This is a genomic window from Aureispira sp. CCB-QB1, assembly GCF_000724545.1.
GTDB lineage: Bacteria > Bacteroidota > Bacteroidia > Chitinophagales > Saprospiraceae > Aureispira.
On sequence record NZ_JHBV01000051.1, the window covers coordinates 1 to 24,060 of the forward strand.

The following is a 24,060-nucleotide window of genomic DNA, read 5'->3' on the forward strand; positions in this document are numbered from 1 at the left end:
CTATATGTGTTCAAATGGAGCTAATGGATTTATAGAGCATTGTCATATTTCTGCAGGTAATCCTGGTGCTGGTGGTATCGGAGGTGCTGGTGGTGTCGGAGGAAACGGTGGTGCTGGTGGTGCTGGTGGAAATGGAACTGCAGCAGAAGTTCAGAATGGTGGTGCTGGTGGCGCTGGTGGTGCCGGTGGTTCTGGTGGTGTTGGTGGAAATGGTCAACCTGGTATTGCTGTTAACATCTTTTGGGATGGTGGCGGAACCGTTCCAGTAGCACAAGATTCAACTTATGAATTATACAACCAACAAATCATTTATGTAGAAAATACAAACTGTACCAATGCAGAGGTTATGTTTTGGGATTCTTCGAGAGTTGCTTCTCATCCAAATACAACTGCATTGCCTCAAATTATTCCTGTTGGTTTGCCAAATACAACGGTAACAAACTGGACATTTGATGCTGTTGGTTCAAATACTGTTCCTCCAACAGGAACATTCAATGCAGATACAACACGATATAATAATGTAGGTCGTTATAGCATTATTCACAATACTTGTGTAGGTTGTCCTGCTTCAGGTGGTGCTGCTGGAAACGCCCTAGAAGAATATCGAGGTTTCCACAATATTGCCTTTGACAAAGCTTTCAAACCAAACATTATCACTAGTGCCAATGTTATAGGTGTTGATACCTTCCAATTATGTGTGGGAGATTTTGCGACTTTTGGAAGCTCAGTTTTTGGAGATACAACCAGATGGGAATTTAATGGAGCAATTCCAAATCCTGGAAATGTTCAAAATATACCTAGTACACAATTTAATGTATCTGGATTCTTTATGATTGAGTTATTCCTAATTACAGATTGTTGTGGGGATACACCGACAGATACAGCTTATTTATATGTAGACCCAGTACCAAATGTAACTGGCAATGGAAATCAAACAGTTTGTTTGGGAGATTCTGCATTATTAACAATAGGAGGTCTATCAGCAACGGATACTGTAATATGGTCTCCAACATCTAATCTTGCATTTATATCAGAGGACAGTGTACTTGTTAGCCCAACAACTACAACAACGTATACGGCATCTGTTTATTCTTTGGTTACAACTGGTGGACAAACAAGGTTGTCTTGTCCTGTATCATTGAGTTATACAGTTAATGTTAACCCATTACCAGACCCTGCAATGTCTTCTACAGATGTTGTTTGTAACAACGATGGTACTGCAACTGCAACACCTGCAGCAGGTACCTATGACTTTGTTTGGTCAAATGGATTGACAGAAAATGGTGTTGCTACAAGTACAATTGTAAATCTAGCAGCAGGCACTTATTGTGTTACTGTAACAAATACTGTAACTGGTTGTGTAGATACAGGTTGTGTGTTCGTAGCACCAGCAGTGGCTGTTCCAGGAGTATTTGCAACAAATATTACCCCTGTTACTTGTGCTGGCGCCAATGATGGTACTGTAACTATTGGAACATTAAATGGTACCGCTCCTTATACTTATGTATGGGATACAATAGTTCCAGGTATCGTTAGTCCAACATCAAGCAACTATACAGTAACTGGATTGCCGCCAAGAGATTATACTGTTACTGCAACAGATAACAATGGCTGTCAATCTCAAATAACGTTTAATATACCTACGCCAGATCCTTTGACGATTGCGATCATTGATACGACACATCCTGTTTGTCAAAATGATACAGGAAGAATTGAGATAGAAGGTCAAGGTGGTACTGGATTAATTACTTACATCTGGTCTAATGGAACAACAACATCAACAGGGATTCTGTCAGGAATTGATACAGGGTTCTATTGTGTAACTGTTGTTGATGATAATAACTGTACAAATACTCTTTGTATCAACTTAGATGCACAACAAGTTTTAACAACAGCAATTGATATTGCTTCTCCAATTCTTTGTAACGGAGGAACAGCTTGTATAGGTGTGAATGCTACAGGAGGATCAGGTTCATATACGTATAGCTGGTCTGGAGGCGGTATTACACCGTTCACTACAGGATCAGATACAGCATGTAATTTCCCTGCGGATGCAGGTGCTTATACTGTTTTAGTTACAGATAATACTTTCGGTTGTACTACAACTGCTGATATATTTGTAACGGAACCACCATTACTAACTTCTACCATTTCTTCGCAAAGTAATGTAAGTTGTAATGGCGACTCAACAGGTATTGCTACTGTAAGTGGTACAGGAGGAACAACTCCTTATACTTTCTTATGGGATGCAAATGCCAATAACCAAACTACTGCAGCAGCAACTAACCTACCTGCTGGAACTTATTGTGTAACAATTACAGATTCTTTAGGTTGTACCGCAGTTTCTTGTGCTACGATTACACAACCAGCAACAGGAGTAGATGTAAATGCTTCTGTTACAACTCCAATTTCATGTTTTGGAGGAGCAAATGGAGAAGCAACAGCAGTAGGTGCTAATGGCACACCTGGGACTACAGGATATACTTATACTTGGTCAAATGGTCAAACGGGAGCTGTGTTAACAGGTGGATCTGTTGCAGGCAGCCCTTATACTGTTGTGGTGAGAGATTCTCTAGGTTGTGAGGATAGCACCACAATAAGCTTTACACAGCCATCTGCCGTAACGGCAAGTATAGCAAGTACAATTAGTGTTACTTGTTTTGGAGATTCAACTGGACAAGCTACAGCAGCAGGTACAGGAGGAACAGGACCTTATACGTTCCAATGGGGATTAAATACAGGTAACCAAACAGGACCAACCGCAACTGGTTTGAGTACTATTGGAGGTCCATACTGTGTTATTGTGACAGATGCGAATGGTTGTACAGATTCAATTTGTGTAACAATTCCTCAACCAGGAAGTGCATTGACTTCAAGTGCAGGTGTTATTGATAACGCTAATTGTGCGGGCGCTTCTGATGGAATTGCTTTTGCAACAGGAGCAGGTGGAACAGGAGCTATCTCTTATATTTGGGATGGTGGTACTGCTACGGGAGCAACAACAGATACAATTACAGGATTGGCAGCAGGTGTTTATTGTGTAACCGTAAGCGATGCCAATAACTGTGAAAATACACATTGTGTAACTATTACAGAACCAAGTGCAGTAACAGCAACAATTTCTGGCTTTACAGATGCTTTATGTTTTGGCGATTCAACTGGAACGGCAACAGTGGTTGGTTCTGGTGGTAATGCAGGGACAGCATATACTTATCTTTGGTCAACAACTCCTGCACAAACAACGGCAACAGCAACTAATTTAGCTGCAGGAACTTATACCGTGACTGTTTCAGATGATAGTTTATGTGTCGGTACGGCTTCGGTAACAATATCTCAACCAAGTCAAGTAAATGTTATTGCTTCAGTAATTAGCAACTTTAATGGTTCTCAAGTAAGCTGTCCAACTGCTAGTGATGGTAGTGTTACAGCTAATGCTTCAGGTGGAACTGGAGGATATACCTTTGGTTGGAGTCCTGCAGGAGCTGGTCAAACATTAAATGGTGTTGATACAGGAATGTACATTGTAACGGCAACCGATGCCAATGGTTGTACTGCATTAGATACAACGAATGTTGTTCCGCCAGCGCCAGTAGTTGTTACAATTACTTCTACAACAAATGTAAATTGTTTTGGTACTGCAACAGGTAGTGCTACAGCGAATGGAACAGGTGGTTCTGGAGGTCCTTATACTTATGTTTGGACGGATGGTTCTACAGGTGCAACAAATTCAAATCTATCTGCAGGTGTACATTGTGTTACAGTAGAAGATGTGAATAATTGTCCAGTAGTAACTTGTGTAACAATTACACAACCTTCTGCTGCTGTCTCTGGAGCGATCACAATTGATACAACTATTAGTTGTAATAATGGAAGTGATGGCGATATTCATGTAGTAGCAACAGGTGGTACGCCATTTACAATAAATCAACCGAACGGAACAGGTTATACTTACGTTTGGACAAATGGTTCTACTGATACTTCAGCTATGAACTTAGCTGTTGGTCAACACTGTGTTACGATTACAGATTCATTAGGTTGTTCTTTTGTAAGTTGTGTAACATTAACAGAGCCAACAGCCGTAACAGCAACAATCAGTGCAACACAAGATATTGATTGTACAGGTGACTCAACAGGAACCGCAACAGTTGTAGGTTCTGGTGGAACTCCTAATGTTCCAGCACCAGCCTATACTTTTGAATGGTCTGATGGTCAAGTAACTCAAACAGCAACAGGCTTAGCAGCAAATACGTCTTATTCTGTGACGGTATCTGATGCGAATGGTTGTCCAGCAGTAACTAATATAACTTTAAGTCAACCTGCTAATGCAGTAGATGTAGGAACAGCTGTTATCTCTGACTACAATGGTCAAGATATTAGTTGTGTTGGTGCATCTGATGGATCTGCAGTAGCCACAGGTTCTGGCGGAAGTGGATCATATACTTTTGATTGGGGATTGACAACTAACGACACCTTATCTAATGTAGGAGCAGGAACATATATGGTTACAATCACCGATTCACTAGGTTGTACAGATACAGCTTCTGTTACTTTAGCTAATCCTCCTGCGCTTACAGCAACAATTACTGCTCAAAGTGATGTGTTGTGTAAAGGAGATTCTACAGGTAGTGCAACCGTAACTGCTGGTGGTGGAACAGGAGTATATAGCTACTTATGGTCTGATGGACGTACTGGAGCAACGAACAACAATTTGCCAAATGGTACGCATACTGTTACTGTAACAGATGCTAATAATTGTACGGTTTCTACTTCAGTAACAATCAATGAACCTGCTTTAGCTTTAACATTTGCTACGATTGTAATTGATTCTACCGTGAGTTGTAATGGAGGAAGTGATGGAGGAATCACAGCATTTGGAGCAGGTGGAACAGGAGCCTACAGCTTTGCTTGGGATAACGGAGCATCAACAGCTTCTATCACAGGTATTGATGAAGGAACATACTGTGTGACCGTAACGGATGCGAATGGTTGTACAGCAGATACCTGTGTAATAATGACGGAACCAACACCAGTAGTAGCGACAATAAGTGGCTCTACGAATGTATCTTGTTTTGGAGACTCAACAGGAACAGCAACGGTAACAGGTTCAGGCGGAACAGAGTTGGGTGCTTACGACTTCTTGTGGTCTGATGGTCAAACAACAGCAACGGCAACAGGTTTAGCAGCCAACACACTATATCAAGTAACCGTTACAGACGATAATGGCTGTACAGGAGTTACTAATATAACACTAACTCAACCATTAAGTGCTGTCAATGTAGGAGCAAGTATTATCTCTGACTACAATGGTCAAGATGTAAGTTGTGCTGGTGCAACGGATGGTGCAGCTGCAGCGGTAGGAGCAGGTGGAACAGGAGCTTACACGTTTGATTGGGGATCAACAACAAATGATACCTTATCTAATATTGGAGCAGGAACTTATACTGTGACAATCACGGATGCGAATGGTTGTACAGATACAGCTTCTGTTACTTTAGCTAATCCTCCTGTACTTACAGCAACAATTACTGCTCAAAGTAATGTATTGTGTTTTGGAGATTCTACAGGTAGTGCAACTGTAACTGCTGGTGGAGGAACAGGAGCATATAGCTATTTATGGTCTGATGGACGTACTGGGGCAACGAACAACAATTTGCCAAATGGTACGCATACTGTTACTGTAACAGATGCTAATAGTTGTACAGCAACAGCATCTGTAACAATCAATCAACCAGCTGCTGCTTTAACATTTGCTTCTGTTGTAATTGATTCTACCGTGAGTTGTAATGGAGGAAGTGATGGAGGAATCACAGCATTTGGAGCGGGTGGAACAGGAGCCTACAGCTTTGCTTGGGATAACGGAGCATCAACAGCTTCTATCACAGGTATTGATGAAGGAACATACTGTGTGACCGTAACGGATGCGAATGGTTGTACAGCAGATACCTGTGTAATAATGACGGAACCAACACCAGTAGTAGCGACAATAAGTGGCTCTACGAATGTATCTTGTTTTGGAGACTCAACAGGAACAGCAACGGTAACAGGTTCAGGTGGAACAGAATTGGGTGCTTATGACTTCTTGTGGTCTGATGGTCAAACAACAGCAACGGCAACAGGTTTAGCAGCCAACACACTATATCAAGTAACCGTTACAGACGATAATGGCTGTACAGGAGTTACTAGTATTCTATTAACTCAACCAACAGCAACATTAACGGCAGGAGCAACTGTTAACACTAATTATAATGGACAAGATGTAAGTTGTAATGGTGCAACAGATGGTGAAATTAGTGTTGTAGGTTCTGGCGGTACTCCATTTACAGGATCAAATCCTTATACATATAATTGGAATACGACAGCTACTAATGATACATTAACTGTAGGAGCAGGTACTTATACTGTAACTGTAACAGATTCATTAGGCTGTACAGCAGTAGCAACAGTAACTGTTAACGAGCCAGCCTTATTGACGGCAGCAATAGCAAATGGTCAAACTAATGTAGCATGTTTTGGAGACTCAACAGGTCAGGCTACTGTAAATGCTAATGGAGGTACAGTAGTTGGAAACTACAGTTTTGTATGGGACAATGGTGTTACTACTGCATTAAATGGAAATTTACCTGCAGGAGTTCAGTGTGTAACAGTAACCGATGCAAACGGATGTTTGGCAACAACTTGTGCTACAATTACACAACCATCTAGCGCAATATTAGTAGCCAATGCTACCGTTAATTCAAATGTATCTTGTAATGGTGGTAATGATGGCGAGGCAACTGTAACGGCATCAGGAGGAACACCAGGTGTAGCAGGATATAACTTTAACTGGGCTGGTTTAGCTCAAACAACAGGAAATATTACAGGTTTATCAGCAGGAACTTATTGTGTGACAATCACAGATTCTTTGGGTTGTGCTATCGATACTTGTATAACTATAACTCAACCAACTCCAGTAACAGCAACAATTACTAATATTAATAATGTAAGCTGTTTTGGTGATTCAACAGGATCAGCAACTGTAACTGGTGGAGGTGGAACGGTATTAGGGGCTTATACTTTCTTATGGGATGCAAATGCTGGAAATCAAACAACAGCAACGGCAACAGGTTTAGCTGCTAATACTTCGTACTGTGTAACTGTAACAGATGATAACGGTTGTACAGCGACAACTTGTGTAACATTAACACAACCCAATCTTTTAACAGTAAGCGGTTCAGAAGTTACTCCAGTAGCTTGTGCTGGTGAGAGCAATGGTTCTATACAAGCAACAGCAACAGGAGGATCTGGTACACTTAACTACACTTGGGGAGCGAATACAGGCGGTGCAACAACCGATACTGTAACAGGTTTATCAGCAGGTGTATACTGTGTAACTGTAACTGATTCTTTGGGTTGTACAGCAACAACTTGTGTAACATTGACAGAACCTTCTGCAATAACTGTGACGGCAACAGCTGTTGTAGACGTAGTTTGTAGAGGAGATTCTACAGGAGAAATTACTGTAGCAGCAACAGGTGGAGCTGGCGGATATACTTTCTTGTGGGATGCTGCTGCTGGTAACAGAACAACAGCTACTGTAGCAGGCTTAGGAGCGGGAACATATTGTGTTATCGTAACCGATGCTAGTGGATGTAGAGATTCACTTTGTGTAACATTAAGTCAACCTGCAACAGCAGTAGATGTAACAGCGAACGTAATTTCAAACTATAATGGTTCACAAATAGAATGCTTTGGTGATTCTTCAGGAGTAGCAGTGGCTATGGCAACAGGTGGTACGGCAGCTGTAGATTATCAATATGCATGGACAATTACTTCTCAAACAAGTGATACAGCAGTAGGATTGCCAGATGGTACATTCTGTGTAACTGTAACCGATGACTTTGGTTGTACAGATACTGCTTGTGTAACAATCGCAGAGCCTACACCAGTTGTAGCAACAATAACTGCAACAACAAATGTAGCTTGTTTAGGAGAATGTACAGGTACTGCAACCGTAGCTGGTTCAGGAGGAACAGGAAGTGCTTATACTTACTTGTGGGATGCTAATGCAGGAAATCAAACGACGGCAACAGCTACAAACTTATGTACAGGTTTATATGGAGTAACTATTTCTGATGTGAATGGATGTGTAGGAGTTGCTACAGTATCTATTTCTGAACCTAATACAGCGGTTCAAGCAACGGCGATTGTTAGTTCAAACTATAATGGTCAGGACGTAAGTTGTAATAATGCCTTTGATGGAGAAGCAACTGCGTCAGCAGTAGGAGGAACTCCAGGTTCTGGCTATACTTTCCAATGGAATGGTGCTGCTTCAGGTCAAACGACGGCAGTTGCAACAGGTTTAGGGGCTAATATCTTATACTGTGTAACTGTAACAGATGCTAATGGATGTATTGATTCTGCTTGTGTCACATTAACAGAGCCAACAGCGATTATACCAACTGTAGATACGACTATTAATGTAGCATGTTTTGGTGATTCTACTGGTGCTGCAACGGTTTCAGCAACAGGTGGTGTTGCTCCTTACTCTTACTTATGGGATGCCGCTGCTGGCAATCAAACAACAGCGACAGCTGTAGGTTTGGCTGCAAATTCTTATACGGTAACCGTAACAGATGCCAATGGATGTCAAGGTGCTGCTGTTGTAGTAGTGGGACAACCTTCTGGTCCAATAGATGTAGATGCAGTTATTACTTCTAGTTATGGAGGTGGAACACCTCTACAATGTTTTGGTGATTCTTCTGGTTCTGCTTTAGCAACTATTTCAGGAGGAACAGCACCATATACCCAAATCTGGGGTCATGGTCCAACAACATTAGCTGTAAATAACTTATCTGACGGAACTTACTGTATCACAGTAACTGATTCTCTAGGATGTATGGATACAGCCTGCGTAACGTTATCACAACCTACTCAAGTAACCGTTAGCTTAGTATCTACTACTGATGCTTCTTGTAATGGTGGATGCGATGGTACTGCTACAGTAGTAGCATCAGGAGGAATTCCTGGATATACTTATCAATGGGATGCCGCTGCTGGAAGTCAAACAACAGCAACTGCAACAGGTTTATGTGTTGGTGTTTACGAAGTTAGCGCAACAGATGCTAATGGATGTATTGCTACATTTAATGTAACTATTTCTGAACCTGCAACTTCAGTTGTAGCTAGTGCAATTGTAACATCTAACTACAACGGTGCTCAAGTGTCTTGTGTTGGATTTAGCGATGGACAAGCTACTGCAACTGCTTCAGGAGGAACAACTGCTGTTGCTGGCGTTTATACTTATGTATGGACAAACGGTACTATTAATAGTACATTAGATAGTGTACCTGCTGGCGTTTACTGTGTAACTGTTTCTGATGATAATGGTTGTAGTGATATTGCTTGTGTGACAATTACAAATCCAAGTCAAGTTACCGCCACAATTACAACTACAAATGATGTAGCTTGTTTAGGTGATAGTACAGGAAGTGCAACTGTAACGGCAACAGGTGGTACAGGAGGCTATACTTATTTGTGGGAAGCTGCCGCTGGAAGTCAAACAACAGCAACAGCTACAAATTTGGCTGCTGGATCTTATATTGTAACAGTGACAGATGCTAATGGATGTACTTCTCAAGCAATTGCAATCATTAATCAACCATCCGCTACATTAGTGGCTGGGGCAACAATAACAAATAACGTAGCGTGCTTTGGAGATTCTTCTGGAGCTGCTCAATTGAACATAATTGGTGGTACAGCACCTTACAGCATCGCATGGAATCATGGCCCAACGACTGCAACTATAACAGGTTTACCAGATGGTACATACTGTGCAATCGTAACCGATTCTTTAGGATGTATGGATACTGCTTGTGTCACTTTACTAGAACCTACACCAGTAACGGCTAGTGTAACAACAACACCTGCTGATTGTAGAGGTGCCGCAACAGGAACAGCTACTGTAACAGCTAATGGAGGTACTCCTGGTACAAATGGATACACTTATTTGTGGGATGCGAATGCAGGCAACCAAACAACAGCAACAGCTACTGGTTTATCTGCGGCATTAAGTCCTTATACTGTAACGGTAACAGATGGTAATGGATGTACAACAACTGCTTCAGCAATTGTTACAGAACCAGCGACCTCAGTTAATACTGCTTTGGTTGTACTATCTAACTACAATGGTGCTCAAGTAAGCTGTAACGGTTCTTCTGATGCCATTGTCGGTGTAACTTTATCAGGTGGAACAACTCCTTACACTTACTTGTGGTCAAATGGAAGTACTAATGATACGTTGACAGGAGTAGGAGCAGGACAACATTGTGTAACGGTAACGGATGCCAATGGATGTTCAGATATCGCATGTATCACAGTAACAGAGCCTTCTGTAATTACAGCAACGATTTCTGCTACCAATAATGTAGCTTGTTTTGGTGAATGTACAGGAACAGCTACTGTGAGTGGAGCAGGAGGAACTGAAAATGGTACTTACAATGTATTGTGGGATGCAAATGCAGGAAACCAAACAACTGCAACTGCAATTAACTTGTGTGCAGGTTCTTACAATGTAACTATAACAGATGATAATGGATGTACAGCAGTAACAACTGTAATTATTACAGAGCCATCAAATGGATTGGCTGCAACAATTACTGCAACGTCTAATTATAACGGTCAACAAATATCTTGTGCAGGTGCATCAGATGGTGAGTTGACAGCAACAGCAACAGGAGGAAGCGGAGCAGGTACTTATTCTTTTGCTTGGGTTTCTAATCCTTCTGTTACAAATGTAGCAACAGGCTTGTCTGCTGCTGGTAACCCTCATTGTGTAATTGTAACAGATGCTAATGGATGTGTTGATACAGCATGTTTCAACTTAGTTGATCCAACTCCATTAACAGCATCTAGTACACAAACGAATGTAAGTTGTAACGGTGGTTCTAATGGTACTGCAACTGTAGTTCCAACAGGCGGTACTGGTACCTATACTTATACATGGGATGCCAATGCTGCTAATCAAACAACTGCAACTGCAACAGGCTTAGCAGCAGGTCCTTACTGTGTAACGGTAACGGATGCTAATGGTTGTCAAGTAACAACTTGTGTCAACATTACAGAGCCTACTTTATTAACAACAACAGCAACAATTGCTTCTAACTACAATGGTCAAAATGTAAGCTGTAATGGTGCTAATGATGGGATTGTATTTGCAACACCATCAGGAGGAACAATGCCTTATACTTATGCTTGGTCTACATTAGGAGCAGGAACTGGTGATACTATCACAAATGCTAGTGCTGGACAAGTAATTGTTATTGTAACGGATTCTTTAGGTTGTACGGCAACAGATACAGTCGTATTAACAGAACCAACTCCAGTTACAGCATCAATTACAGCATCTACCAATGCAACATGTAATGGTCAATGCGATGGTTCTGCAACCGTTTCGGGAGCAGGTGGAACAGTAACAACTGGATATACCTTCTTGTGGAGCGCGACTGCAGGTAGTCAAACAACAGCAACAGCGACGAACTTGTGTGCTGGAACTCATACAGTAACGGTTACCGATAATAATGGATGTACGAATGTAACCTCTGTTACTATCACAGAGCCTTTATTGGGAGTTTCTGCTACTGCAACTGTAACATCTAACTTTAATGGTCAAGATGTAAGTTGTAACGGTGCTTGTGATGGAACTGCAACAGCAACAGGAGCAGGTGGAACAGTAACAACTGGATACACGTACTTGTGGGATGCAAATGCAGGCAACCAAACAACAGATACAGCATTCAACTTATGTGCTGGTACTTATACTGTAACGATTAGTGATAACGGTGGATGTTCTAACACAGCTACAGTGACAATCACAGAACCTTCTACAGTCGTAGCAACTATCTCTTCTACAGTAAGTGTAAGTTGTGGTGGTGGTTCTGATGGACAAGCTACAGTAACTGGTAGTGGAGGAACTACTTCTATCGCTGGATATACGTACTTGTGGGATGCAAATGCAGGCAACCAAACAACAGCGACAGCTACAAACTTGCCTGGTGGTGTTCCAATTAGTGTTACTGTAACAGATAACAATGGCTGTACTGGTGTGACTACTGTGACAATTGCTCAACCAGCAAATGTATTATTAGTAAACCCAGTTGTTACATCGAATTACAATGGTCAAGATATTTCTTGTAATGCAGCGTGTGATGGAGCAGCACAAGTTCAAGTAACTGGAGGTATCCCAGGATACAACATTACTTGGTCTACAGGTGCAACAGTAGATTCTATTACAAACTTATGTGCAGGAACTTATGCTGTAACAGTGACAGATAACGGTGGATGTACCGTTGTAGATTCTGTAGTAGTGACAGATCCTGCTGTATTGACAGCTGGAATTGTTACTCAAAACAATGTTTCTTGTACTGGTGGTGCAGATGCTTGTGTTGAGGTTGGAGCATTAGGAGGAACACCTGGATATACTTACGCTATCCAACCTGGTGTCACTCAAGCAAACAACGGATTGTTCTGTAACTTACCTGCGGGTACTTATACTGTAACAGTTACTGACTTGAACTTCTGTGCAACTACTGTTGGCGTAACAATTACAGAGCCAGCGACATTACCAACAACAACAGTTAGTGTAACATCAAATTACAATGGACAAGATGTAAGTTGCTTTGGAGCTTGTGATGGTATTTTGACAGCAACACCTAGTGGAGGAACAGCGCCTTACACGTACAGTTGGTCAGGAACAACACAAACAACACAGACTGTAACAGGAATGTGTGCAGGTACTTACTCTGTATTGATTACAGATTCACTAGGATGTACAGCATCTGCTGTAGTAACGATCAACAACCCTGCTCAATTGACAGCATCGTTGACAAATACTGTAGATGCATTATGCTTTGGAGATTCTACAGGTTCAGCAACCTTTACAGTAACAGGAGGAACAGCTCCTTATACTTATAGTGCAGGAGGAAACTCTGTGACGACTGTAAATACATCAGCAACAGTTAATAATTTGGTAGCAGGACCTTATACTGCATCTATCACAGATGCTAATGGATGTACGGTTCCAGTTTCCTTTATTATTTCTTCTCCACCACAATTGATTGCAACAGCAACCGTAACTTCTTCTTACCAAAATGGATCGGTAATTAGTTGTGCAGGTGCTTGTGATGGAGCGGCTACTGCTGTAGGTGTAGGTGGTAACCCAGGAAGCACTTACAACTTCTTATGGAGTTCAAGTGCAGGCGGTCAAACAACCTTTACAGCAACTGGTTTGTGTGCAGGAACACATACTGTAAGCATCACTGATCAAAATGGATGTGTGGCTGTAGATACAGTAGTTCTTGTAGAACCACAACCATTGACAGCAACAAGCACGCAAGTAAATGTGAACTGTTTTGGAGATTCTACAGGATCTATCCAAATGACAGCAAACGGAGGTACGCCAGTATATACTTATACATTAGGTGCAGAAACGAACTTTACAGGTCTATTTACAGACTTGACAGCGGGAACATACTGCATCACAGTTAGAGATACGAATGGTTGTAGTATCATAGAATGTGTTACTATAACTCAAAATACACAGCTGCAAACAGTAACCTTAGTTACATCAAACTACAATGGTGCACACACAAGCTGCTTTAGCAGTGCAGATGGTGCGGCTAGAGTAAATGTGACAGGAGGTCAAGCAGCTTACAGTTACCAGTGGTCAACAACACCAGTTCAAACAACACAAGTAGCAACTGGCTTGATGGGAGGTACTTACTATGTTACCGTAACCGATACTTTAGGTTGTGTTGCGATAGATAGTGTTGTGGTAACCCCAGCAGATAGCTTGATTCTAAATGTTGTCGATACAGTACATGTTGCTTGTTTCGGTCAACCTACAGGATCATTTACAGTAGCTGCTAGCGGAGGAGTTGGACCATACTTGTACTCATTTGATGGAGGGGCTACCTTTACCAATACAGTACAATACACGAATTTGCCAGCGAATATGATTGGAGCTGGATACTGTGTGATCGTTAGAGATGCGAATGGATGTGAAACAACAACTTGTATCCGTATCAATGAGCCTACTCAATTGCAAGGCTTGGCAGATAGCTTGATTATGGTAAGTTGCTTTGGTGGAGCAGACGGAATTATTGCTGTAACAGGAGTGGGCGGAACAGCACCATACTTATACAGCTTTAATGGTGGTTCTTTCGATACGACTAGAATCTTTACAGGATTAGCGGCACAAAACTACACCATCGATATTCAAGATGCTAATGGATGTATCTTCTCGATGACCAACCAAATTATCACACAACCAGCAGAGTTGATCTTAACTGTAGATACACTACGTAATCCAACTTGTACGGGACAATGTGATGGTGTGATTGAGTTGAGTGCAGTAGATGGCACTCCTGGATACGAGTTCTCTATTGATGGTGTCAACTATCAATTGTCAGGTATTTTCTCTGGCTTGTGTGCGGGAGGTTATACGGTATACGTAAGAGATGCTCAAGGATGTATTACTAGTCGAACAGTAATTTTAGTACAACCTACACCAGTAGTTGCCAATGCAGCTGTCACTTCATTCTACCCAGCAGGATCAAACATTCAATTTAATGTTTCTTGCTTTGGTGAGTGTGATGGTTCTGCAGTAGCAACACCAACTGGAGGTACACCAAGTACAGCAGGTACTTATACTTACCAGTGGTCTTTAGGTGGTGCAACAACAGATACAATTACAGGTCTGTGTGCTAATACAGTATACACAGTAACTGTAACCGATATTAATGGATGTACAGCAGTTGATTCTGTTGTTTTGACAGAGCCAACAGAATTGGCAGGAGTATTTACTCAAGTAACACCTGAAACTTGTGCAGGTAATGACGATGGAGTTATCGTTGTAACAGCAACTTCAGGAACAGGCGCAGGATCATATACTTATGATATCGGTGCAGGACCAGTAACCAATGGTGTCTTCACCAATCTTGCAGGTTCTTTGACAGGTACTTCTTACTCTGTGACAATTACAGATGCAAATGGATGTACAGCAGTTCTAGACACATTAATCTATGAGCCAGCATCCGTTACTATTTTGCCAACAAGTGGTGTAACTAGCGACTACAATGGATTTGATATCTCTTGCTTTGGTGCAGCAGATGGAGAGTTAACAGTAGTTCATACGGGAGGAACAACTCCAATTAGCTACTTGTGGGATGTTAATACAGGTGCTCAAACAACAGCAACTGCAACAGGATTGAGAGCTGGAACTTATTGTGTGACAGTAACAGATGCCAATGGCTGTGCCGTTGATACTTGCTTGACATTGACACAACCAACACCATTAACAATGACTGCAACAACTGATTCTGCAGGATGTACTGGTGCTAATGGAGGTAGCGTTTCTGCTATTCCTTCTGGAGGAACAGGAGCATATACTTATGCAATAGATAGCACAGGATCTGGAATTCCTAGCGTGTTTGGAACAGACAGTACATGGTCTAACTTGACAGCTGGTACTTATACAATTTACGTACAAGATACCAACGGTTGTGGACCAGTTCAACAAACAGTAACTGTTGGTCAAGGTGCGCCAATCGTACCAAATGTAAATGTACTAACACCATATAATGGGCAACAAATCAGTTGTAATGGTGCTACTGATGCAACGGCAACTGTCACGGCTACTGGTGGTACTGTTGGAGGTATCTTCTTTACTTATCAATGGGATGCTGCAGCAGGTAACCAAACAACTAGTACGGTTACAGGATTAGGAGCAGGTACTTACTTTGTAACGATTACAGATACAGTTTCTAACTGTACTGAAGTTGTCTCAGTAGTAATAACAGAGCCAACAGCTGTAACGCTAGCAACAGATACCGTAATTAATGTTGGATGTAATGGAACAGCAACGGGTGCTGTTCAAGTAACAGCAACAGGAGGAACTCCTGGTTACACATACAGTACAAGCTTTGTGGCAGCAGGAACGAATACAACAGGTATCTTTACGAACTTGCCTGCTGGAACGTATGATGTTTATGCAATCGATCAAAATGGATGTGGGGATACACTATCTGTAACTATTATAGATGCAAACCCAATTACAATTGACTTAGATTCTGTTAACATTTCTTGCTCTGACTTAGTTGATGGACAGGTTGTAGCAACAGTAACAGGTGGAACACCATTTACAACAGGATTTGGATACACCGTATCTTGGACTGGTCCTTCTGGATCAATTACCGCAGTAGATACTTTATTCAATGTACCTGCAGGAACATACACTATGACAGTCTTGGATGCGGCAGGATGTACGCAAACCGCTAGTACTACAGTATTGGCACCAGCGCCAATTGTGGTAACGGCAACAAGCGTAACGCCAGCAACATGTGGAGATTCTACAGGAGTAATTACATTGACAGCTACTGGAGGTCCTTCTGTACTGGACGGTGTATTGGGAGCATACGAGTTCTCTTTAGACGGAGGTACTACTTTCACTAGAGGAACGAACCCAATTACTTTCAGTAACTTGGCAAGTGGTAGTTATCAAATTGTTGTAAGAGACACTAATAATACAGCTTGTATTGATGTAGAAACAGTTGATTTGGGTAGCAATAGCGATATCTCTGGATTCACTACAACTACCAATGAAACTTGTGACGGCTATGCAGATGGTACTGCAACAGCATTTGCTACAAGTTCAGCAGGAGGATTTACTTACCAATGGTATTCTAGTAATGTACCTGGAATCATCTTTAACACAAACCAAACAGCTACAAACTTAGCAGGTAACGTGTCAGATGTAGACGGAGACGGAATCTTAGATACTTTGTTCACTTACTATGTAATTGTAACCGATGCTAGTCCTTGTGTGGATACATTCCCTGCATACATCATTGGACCTGATTCATTGACAGTGAATGCTAGCTTAGTACAAGATGTAAGCTGCTTTGGTGGCAATGATGGAGCGGCAACGGCAACAGTTGTGGGTAGAGATACTAGTGTAGTAACCTTCTTATGGAATAATGGTGCTACAACAAACTTTGCTAATGATTTGAGCACAATGGGCTTAGATTCTATGCCATACATTGTAACTATTACAGATACTGCAGGATGTATGAGTTCAGATACCGTATTTGTATCTCAACCATCACAACCAGTAACGGGAGCTTATTCAGGTAGCACAGTAACTTGTGCAGATAGTAGCAATGGAGTAATAACAATTGATTCAGTTGTTGGTGGAACAGCACCATATTTGTACTCTTTTGCAGCAATTGGACCTTATGGTTCTGATGCAATCTTATCACAAGGTTTACCAGCAGGTATGTACACCGTTTATACACAGGATGCCAATGGATGTATTGATTCTACGGAGAATATTATTATCCGTGATACAATAGACTATATTGTAACTGCGTTTATGGATCAAACCATCAACATGGGAGAAACTGTAACGCTTTATGGAACAGTTAACAATTCAGGAATTGATAGTTCATTAGTAACATGGTCTCAATTAGATCCGAATACAGGAATTATGAGTATTGTCTCTACAGGAGCTAGCTCTCTTGAAGGATTTACTCCTGATACCTTCTTTACAGATATGCAATTTGTTTTATCATTGAATAATGGATGTGGAGACAGCTCAATTGTAACCATTGAAGTGAATCAACAACAAACAGTATTCGTTCCAAATGCCTTCTCACCAAACGGTGACGGTACAAACGATATCTTTACAGTGTATGGTTCAAGCGATGTGAAGAGAGTTAAATCATTCATGGTATTTGATAGATGGGGTGAATTAGTTCATATCGGAGAGGACTTCGCACCAAATAGTATTGATCCTAACCACGGATGGGATGGTACATTTAGAGGAAAAGCAATGAATCCAGCAGTATTTGTTTACTTTGCTGAGGTTGAGCTAACCAACGGTGAGACAGTAATCCGTAAAGGTGACGTAACTTTGATCAAATAATAATAAATAGGAGCTGCCGAAGTTTTGGCGGCTCCTTATTCTATTAAAAAATCAAGTTTATATAAAGTAAGGCTCAGTCTTGAATTGAGCAGTAAGTAAATCAAAATAAATTGCAGGTTGATACCAAACCTGCCTTCCCAAAAGGAGAAGAATCAAAATCTAAAGATTATGAAATTAGGGAAATTTTTTACATTTATTATTATAGCACTTGTTGCTAATCTTAACTCTGCGCAAGCGCAAGACATCCACTTCTCACAGTTTTACGTGTCAAACCTGACCTTAAATCCTGCTACCACAGGGGTGATGAGTTGCCAAATGCGTGTGTCTGCTATTTATAGAAATCAGTGGGCAAGCGTGATGGGTGACAATGCTTTTAATACTTTTGGTCTTGGGGTGGAAGGAAAATTTGAAGCAGGAAACAAAGATTTTGTAGGGGCTGGATTGTCCGTATGGGTCGATAGAGCGGGGGCATCTGCATTTACTGCAGTACAGGCTAGCTTATCTGGTTCTTATTTGAAAAAGATTGGCGGAAGACGTTCAAATGAGCACTTCTTAGTAGCTGGAGGTCAAGTAGGCTTTGTACAACGCAGTATTCGTATTGATCAATTGCGTTGGGGAACTAATTGGGATGGAACTAGTTTTAATGGTTCTTTGCCAGACAATGAGAGTATTTTTAATAGTACTTTAGCTGTGGCAGATGTCAGTGCAGGTCTTTTATGGTTTAGTGCTTTAGATAAAGATAATAAGAGCAATGTTTATGCAGGAATTGGATTCCAACATTTGACAAAAGCAAATTTGTCATTTATGAATCCAGGTTCAGAACCTCTTTTCACAAGATTCACTATTCATGGTGGGGCAGAAGCTCGTATTGCTCGCCGTTTGGCAATTGTACCTAACTTTGCTGTAATGGTGCAAGGTCCTTCTACACAAATGAATATTGGTACAGGAGTGAAATTTGATTTCAGTAAAAAATCGCAATCTAGCCAAGCATTTACAATAGGGGCATATGTTCGTGGTGCCAATCAAGCACAGGTAAACACAGATCAAGGAACTTTTGGTGTAGATGCGATTGTTGCTTTGTTGCGTTTGCGTTTTGGAGGCTCTCATATTGGGTTGAGTTATGATATTAATGTATCTAAATTGGCAGCTGCAACAAATGGAAATGGTGCATTTGAATTTTCTTATGTTTACACACTTTGTAATAGCAGAGGTCGTCGTTTGGGATGTCCTACTTTCTAATAGTTGAAATATAAATCTTAAGTAATCGTTCAAAAAAAATAATCCCATTTTTTGTTCTTATTTTTTCTGACCACTTACTTATTACAAAAAAGAACGCCTTTCGAATTTTCGAAAGGCGTTCTTTTTTGTAGGGACATCGCATAGGAATTGCCTCAGTACTTCGTGTATTTTTTGTGAAAAACTATATTGCCTAAGACAAAATAAAAAATAGAATAAGTAGAAGATTAATAGGCAGTAAAAGCTTCGTCCAGAACGGAAAAGCTTTGGTAGGAATTGTTTGCATAAAGCGATCTATTTTTAAGGTTAACTGTTGGGTTAGTTCTTTGGGAGTAGTGGTGTTTTTCATCCAATTCGTATCAAGGAACAAAACCCAATCTTTGATAGGAGTAAGCTTCAGAAAAAAGGCAACAATTTTAGCTAGAGGAGTTGGTAACGTGTGTATTTGGGCATTGAGCCAATAAAAAGCCTTGTCTTCGATGCAATCACTTTCTTTGGCGGCTTGTTTTAAATTACCTGCAATTTCGTATTGAAGCTGCTTTTTTTTCTCCCATACTAATTCTGTTAATAATTCAGCAAGTGGGGGAATCCATTTTTTTAGCAATTTATTATACAGCCAACTATAGGTTCTCGATACACTATATTGTATGGCAATTATCATATAAGAAAAAACGGAAAATAAGACAATTATTACAGTAGTATTAGCAATTTGAGTATTGCTCCATTCTTCTTGTTTTGCCAGCCAAGTCAGCATCAGTAAACAATTTAAAATATTTCCAGAAACTAAGATTATTATGAAAGTAATAAACGTATATAAAATGAGATAGGAGGCTTGGGGTACAGAATCGGAATCGTGCATATATATTAGTTTAATATTAGTTCACTTCGTGAGTGCTTTGCTTTTAATTAACTTTGTTGCTCCTGACGGTCGTGAGCTTGTGCAGCTAAGTACTATTATTAATAAATATTAAGGATTGACGCATCGTTCTTGTATCCAGTCAATTAAGGCAGCATAACGCTTATCTAAACGCATTAGGTGCTCGTTTCCAATTAAAATTAAATGCCTGCGGGCTCTTGTGAGGGCAACATTTAGCTTTCGATCTACAACCTCGTCATCAGATAAGGAGATGACGCTTTCTAGTTGGTAGGCATCATTGAGACAAAGTGAGATGATAATAATTTCTCGAGCACCGCCTTGATAACGTTCGACCGTATCGATGGTACAATTTTCATAATCTTGCCCATATTGAGTTAAAACACTTCTTATCTGGGCAATTTGCGCTCTAAAAGGTGTAATGACTCCAACATCTTCAGGCTTGAGTGTTTGATTATTGGCTTTGTAAATAGCATTAAAACTGTTAATAATCTTGCCAACCATTTGGGCTTCATCCAAATTCGTTTTAGGGTTTCTAAAGCGGTTAATGGTGCTGTTAAAAAATAACATTCTGTTGCGAGTTAAGAGTTGTTCTAGTTCGCTTGAATTAGGGGGCAACTGATAGTTTAAGGTCTCCTTTTGCCAAACACTAATAGGAAGTTCTTCAGGTAGTAATTTAAGTTCATTATTATAAAAATATTTGCTTGGAAAACGGCAAATATCCTCGTGCATACGTCCTTGGTGGTGCAGTTGATCAAATGCCCAAGTCCACTTATTTTTTTCAGCTTGATTATACAATCTTTCAAATAATGAGTTGCGCCTATTGTATAGACCAATTTCGTTCAAAGCTTTATTGTCTACTGCCGAACGCGTTTTTTCTTGCAAGACAACCGCAGGCAATTGCTTGTGATCCCCAATTAGCACAAAACGTTTGAAATAGGGAAGCATACCAATCAACATTGGTTCTAGAATTTGAGAGGCCTCATCAATAATTGCAGTATCAAATTGCTTTAACTGTAGCAAGCTTGCTTTGCTTGCAATAGAGGCTACGGTAGAGACAAAAATTCGATGAGAAACAATTTTTTGCACTAAATCTTTTCGTTTACTAATATCTTTCGTTTGCTCTGAAAATAATCGACCATGAAAATGTGGATGTGTCGAGTATTTGGAGCCAATACGGAGGTAGTCCTCCTCTGCAAAGTCATGAATAGCCTCACAAATTTCATCAACTGCTCGATTGGTATACGCTAATAATAGAATTTGTTCTTGGGTATTTGTCAATAAATAACGCACCATTTCCGCCAGCATAAACTTCGTTTTCCCTGTGCCAGGAGGTCCAACTAGCAAAAAATAATCTTTAGCTGCAATGGCTTTGTGTAAAACCTTTCTTTGCTCTACACTCAACTGTGGGTTGCCGAGCCGCAATGGCTTGACAGCTACTTCTTGAGGTGGTGTAAGGGTTAATAGCAAATTTCTATTATAAGACTTCGTTTTTAGAAAACTGTACAAAGCACGGTATTGAACTTTGAAACTGCTGTCCATCATATCATGCTCGATATGCCAAAACAAATCTTCCTCAAACAAACTGTGGTTAAATTGACGATAACGCAACTGAACACAGACCGTATCTTCGTCGATATGGGTGATAGACCCTTTAAAAATTTGATCGTTGAGAACATTGTGCCCCGCTTGACGATATGGATAAAATACAATAATATCTCCTTGTCTAAAATTGGCGAGCGGGTTGGTTTGCTTGGTGCGTTGAAAATGAATGAGCGGTTGTTCGTCACCAGATTTATCTTCTTGAATTTTGAGAAATCCTAGCACTTCAAATGCCTCATTTTTTTCTTCTAAATCACTCAACCATAAAGCTGCTAAACCATTGCGGTTTTCTTTGCCTGCTTCTCCTGTTTTTGCCAATTGGTGCTCTCTTGCTGTAAAGCTGATAAAATGTAAAAAGTATAATCGTTCAAGGGGAGAGGCGGTATGAATTGTTTGAGCAAAATTTTGCAAGTCTCTTGCTACAAATCCTTTGGCTCTAGGCAAACGCTCTGGTGCCAACTGGTCTAAGATGGTGAGCACATCTTCCAAGTCTTCTAAATCTAAATCGGCTAATTTTTTTTCAATTGAAATAATATCATTTCTAACTTTTATAGCTTCGTATTGTTGTGATTTGAATGGTGGTGCAGGCTTTAGGTGATCGTGGTCTATACCTGAGTATAAAATATAGGTAGGAGAGTTGAGCTTTTTGCCAAAAGTAGAGCGAACGAGCAAATCATATAAATTAGTTTGAGTATAGTGATTGTGGCTTAGTCCCAAGTGATTAGGGGCAAAGGGTTTCCCACTTTTTAACTCTATAATCGCTGTTTTATCAGATTTAGGGGTAGAATCTTTGTACCAAACATCCAAACGACCTTGGATGCCATATTTTTCAGAATAAAAAGAAGGCTCTAAATAACAGTCTTCAGGAGTAATGTTATTTTCTTTTAATTTAACCTTTATCGTAGTTTTTAGATTGGTAAAATGTTTTTGACTCTTTCTATAAATTTGTAAAATTTCAGCATCTGTAAACGTGGCAAAGGCTAACGGATTGAGCGCAAAAGCTTTTGGAAAAGTATCTGTAAAGGTAGCATTCGGATCTGTCATTAACTCATCCAAAAAGAAGTTGGCAACATTTCCTAGCATCAACGGGATGGAGTAGGAAAACGGGAGAAATTTTTTGAGTAAATACAAATCGGCTGCGGCTCCAAAGTTCTGAAAGCACTCTGATATACTACTGACATCCACCATATAATCTGGCTCGATGACAAAAGCATGCGGAATATAAATGCCTTTTGAATTAATAACAACATCAATTAAATTCAATGTAACATGGTTGTGAAAGTTTTGTTGAATGCTATGAATAGTAGAATTAAAATTCTCATTATGTCCCGTTACATTATATTGTACATGGATGGTCGTATCAGGTTGGGCAAAAGGCTTGCATATCAGCCATTCTTGTTTGCGGTCGGCATCAACCACCATGACTCGACATTCATCCAATCGCTCTACTTGCTCAATAGGATTGTTGTGTTCGGTTCGATCTTCAAAATCATCAACGAGTGCTTTTAGTGTTGGAGTGGCAGACGTTTGGCAAAATGCGGCAATAGCATAAGTAGCCGTTTTTAAACTTGTTAAATAATCGTTTTCTGCAAAGTTAGCTTTGTTGGCCAGAACTGCTTTCTTTTTTTTTCGAACTTGATGAATACGCCATTGTAAGGCATTGCTAATTTGATGCTCATGAGAGGCAAAGGCAATGCGAGATAACATGGTTGTGAAAGGAATATTTTTACTTCTCGTGATGTCCACAAAGAAGGAAGTTAATAAACGATCTAATGCGGCAATTTTATCATTATAAGAAGTATTTAGTGCATGTATTTTTTCAAATTCTCTAAAAAGTAAGTTAGCTAACTGTGGATTTTTCATCAGTAAGTTGGTTGGTCAAGCAAGTAAGTGAATGTCTTGAATAAAGAATAAGCAAATGGTCAAAAAAATATATCCTAAAAATAGTTCTTTTTTAGGGGACACGTTTGAACAATTACTTAATAGCATAGATCAGACACTTTTGCAAAAATAAGGGATTAAAACAAAGAAATGTAGTTCTAGCATAGGAGTTTTATTTCTTTTTTGGAGCAGAGATATTTTAGTGCAGTACCCTATCATCTAAAATTTATGGAGTGCGTTTTGTAGATCAATAGTTAGCTGCGCTGCTACTTCGTGGTCGTTGAAAAACTTTATTAGTTTGATAATTAATAAGTTGTGTTTTTGTTGTGTTTTATGTTAAAAATTTGATTATCAACTGCGCAGCACTCACGAAGTAAACTAATATAAATGTGATTTTTTATCTTTTTGGTAAAAAGTAAAAAATCAACGAACTACTAGTAGATAGTAAACATTGTTATTTCAAGAATAAAAGGTTATTTTTCATTGTAAGAGGAAGTGGAATAAAAATTGA

The 24,060-nt window shown here is 40.2% G+C and carries 4 protein-coding genes; 2 read left to right on the plus strand and 2 right to left on the minus strand.

Annotated features, from left to right (window positions below):
* Both CG11_RS30250 and CG11_RS25870 read left to right on the plus strand, forming a co-directional pair.
* A partial coding sequence (locus tag CG11_RS30250; protein WP_052599872.1) for a gliding motility-associated C-terminal domain-containing protein occupies positions 1–17,956 on the plus strand: 17,956 nt, incomplete at its 5' end.
* Positions 17,957–18,124: 168 nt separating this feature from the next.
* Complete coding sequence (locus CG11_RS25870; protein WP_052599873.1) at positions 18,125–19,195, plus strand: PorP/SprF family type IX secretion system membrane protein; 1,071 nt, start codon at positions 18,125–18,127, stop codon at positions 19,193–19,195.
* Positions 19,196–19,385: 190 nt separating this feature from the next.
* Here the strand turns inward: CG11_RS25870 and CG11_RS25875 are convergent, their stop codons facing one another.
* On the minus strand, positions 19,386–20,051 hold the full coding sequence (locus CG11_RS25875) for a hypothetical protein (protein ID WP_156039905.1): 666 nt from the start codon (positions 20,049–20,051) through the stop codon (positions 19,386–19,388).
* 108 nt (positions 20,052–20,159) lie between these two features.
* Positions 20,160–23,531, minus strand: coding sequence for a DEAD/DEAH box helicase (locus tag CG11_RS25880; RefSeq protein ID WP_052599875.1), 3,372 nt, complete (start codon positions 23,529–23,531; stop codon positions 20,160–20,162).
* Positions 23,532–24,060 lie beyond the last annotated feature (529 nt).

What these genes read in the sequence shown, in the direction of transcription:
- CG11_RS25880 (WP_052599875.1), bottom strand. Translation starts at nt 23,531, where the DNA reads ATGAAAAATCCACAGTTAGCTAACTTACTTTTTAGAGAATTTGAAAAA.
- CG11_RS25870 (WP_052599873.1), top strand. Translation starts at nt 18,125, where the DNA reads ATGAAATTAGGGAAATTTTTTACATTTATTATTATAGCACTTGTTGCT.
- CG11_RS25875 (WP_156039905.1), bottom strand. Translation starts at nt 20,051, where the DNA reads ATGCACGATTCCGATTCTGTACCCCAAGCCTCCTATCTCATTTTATAT.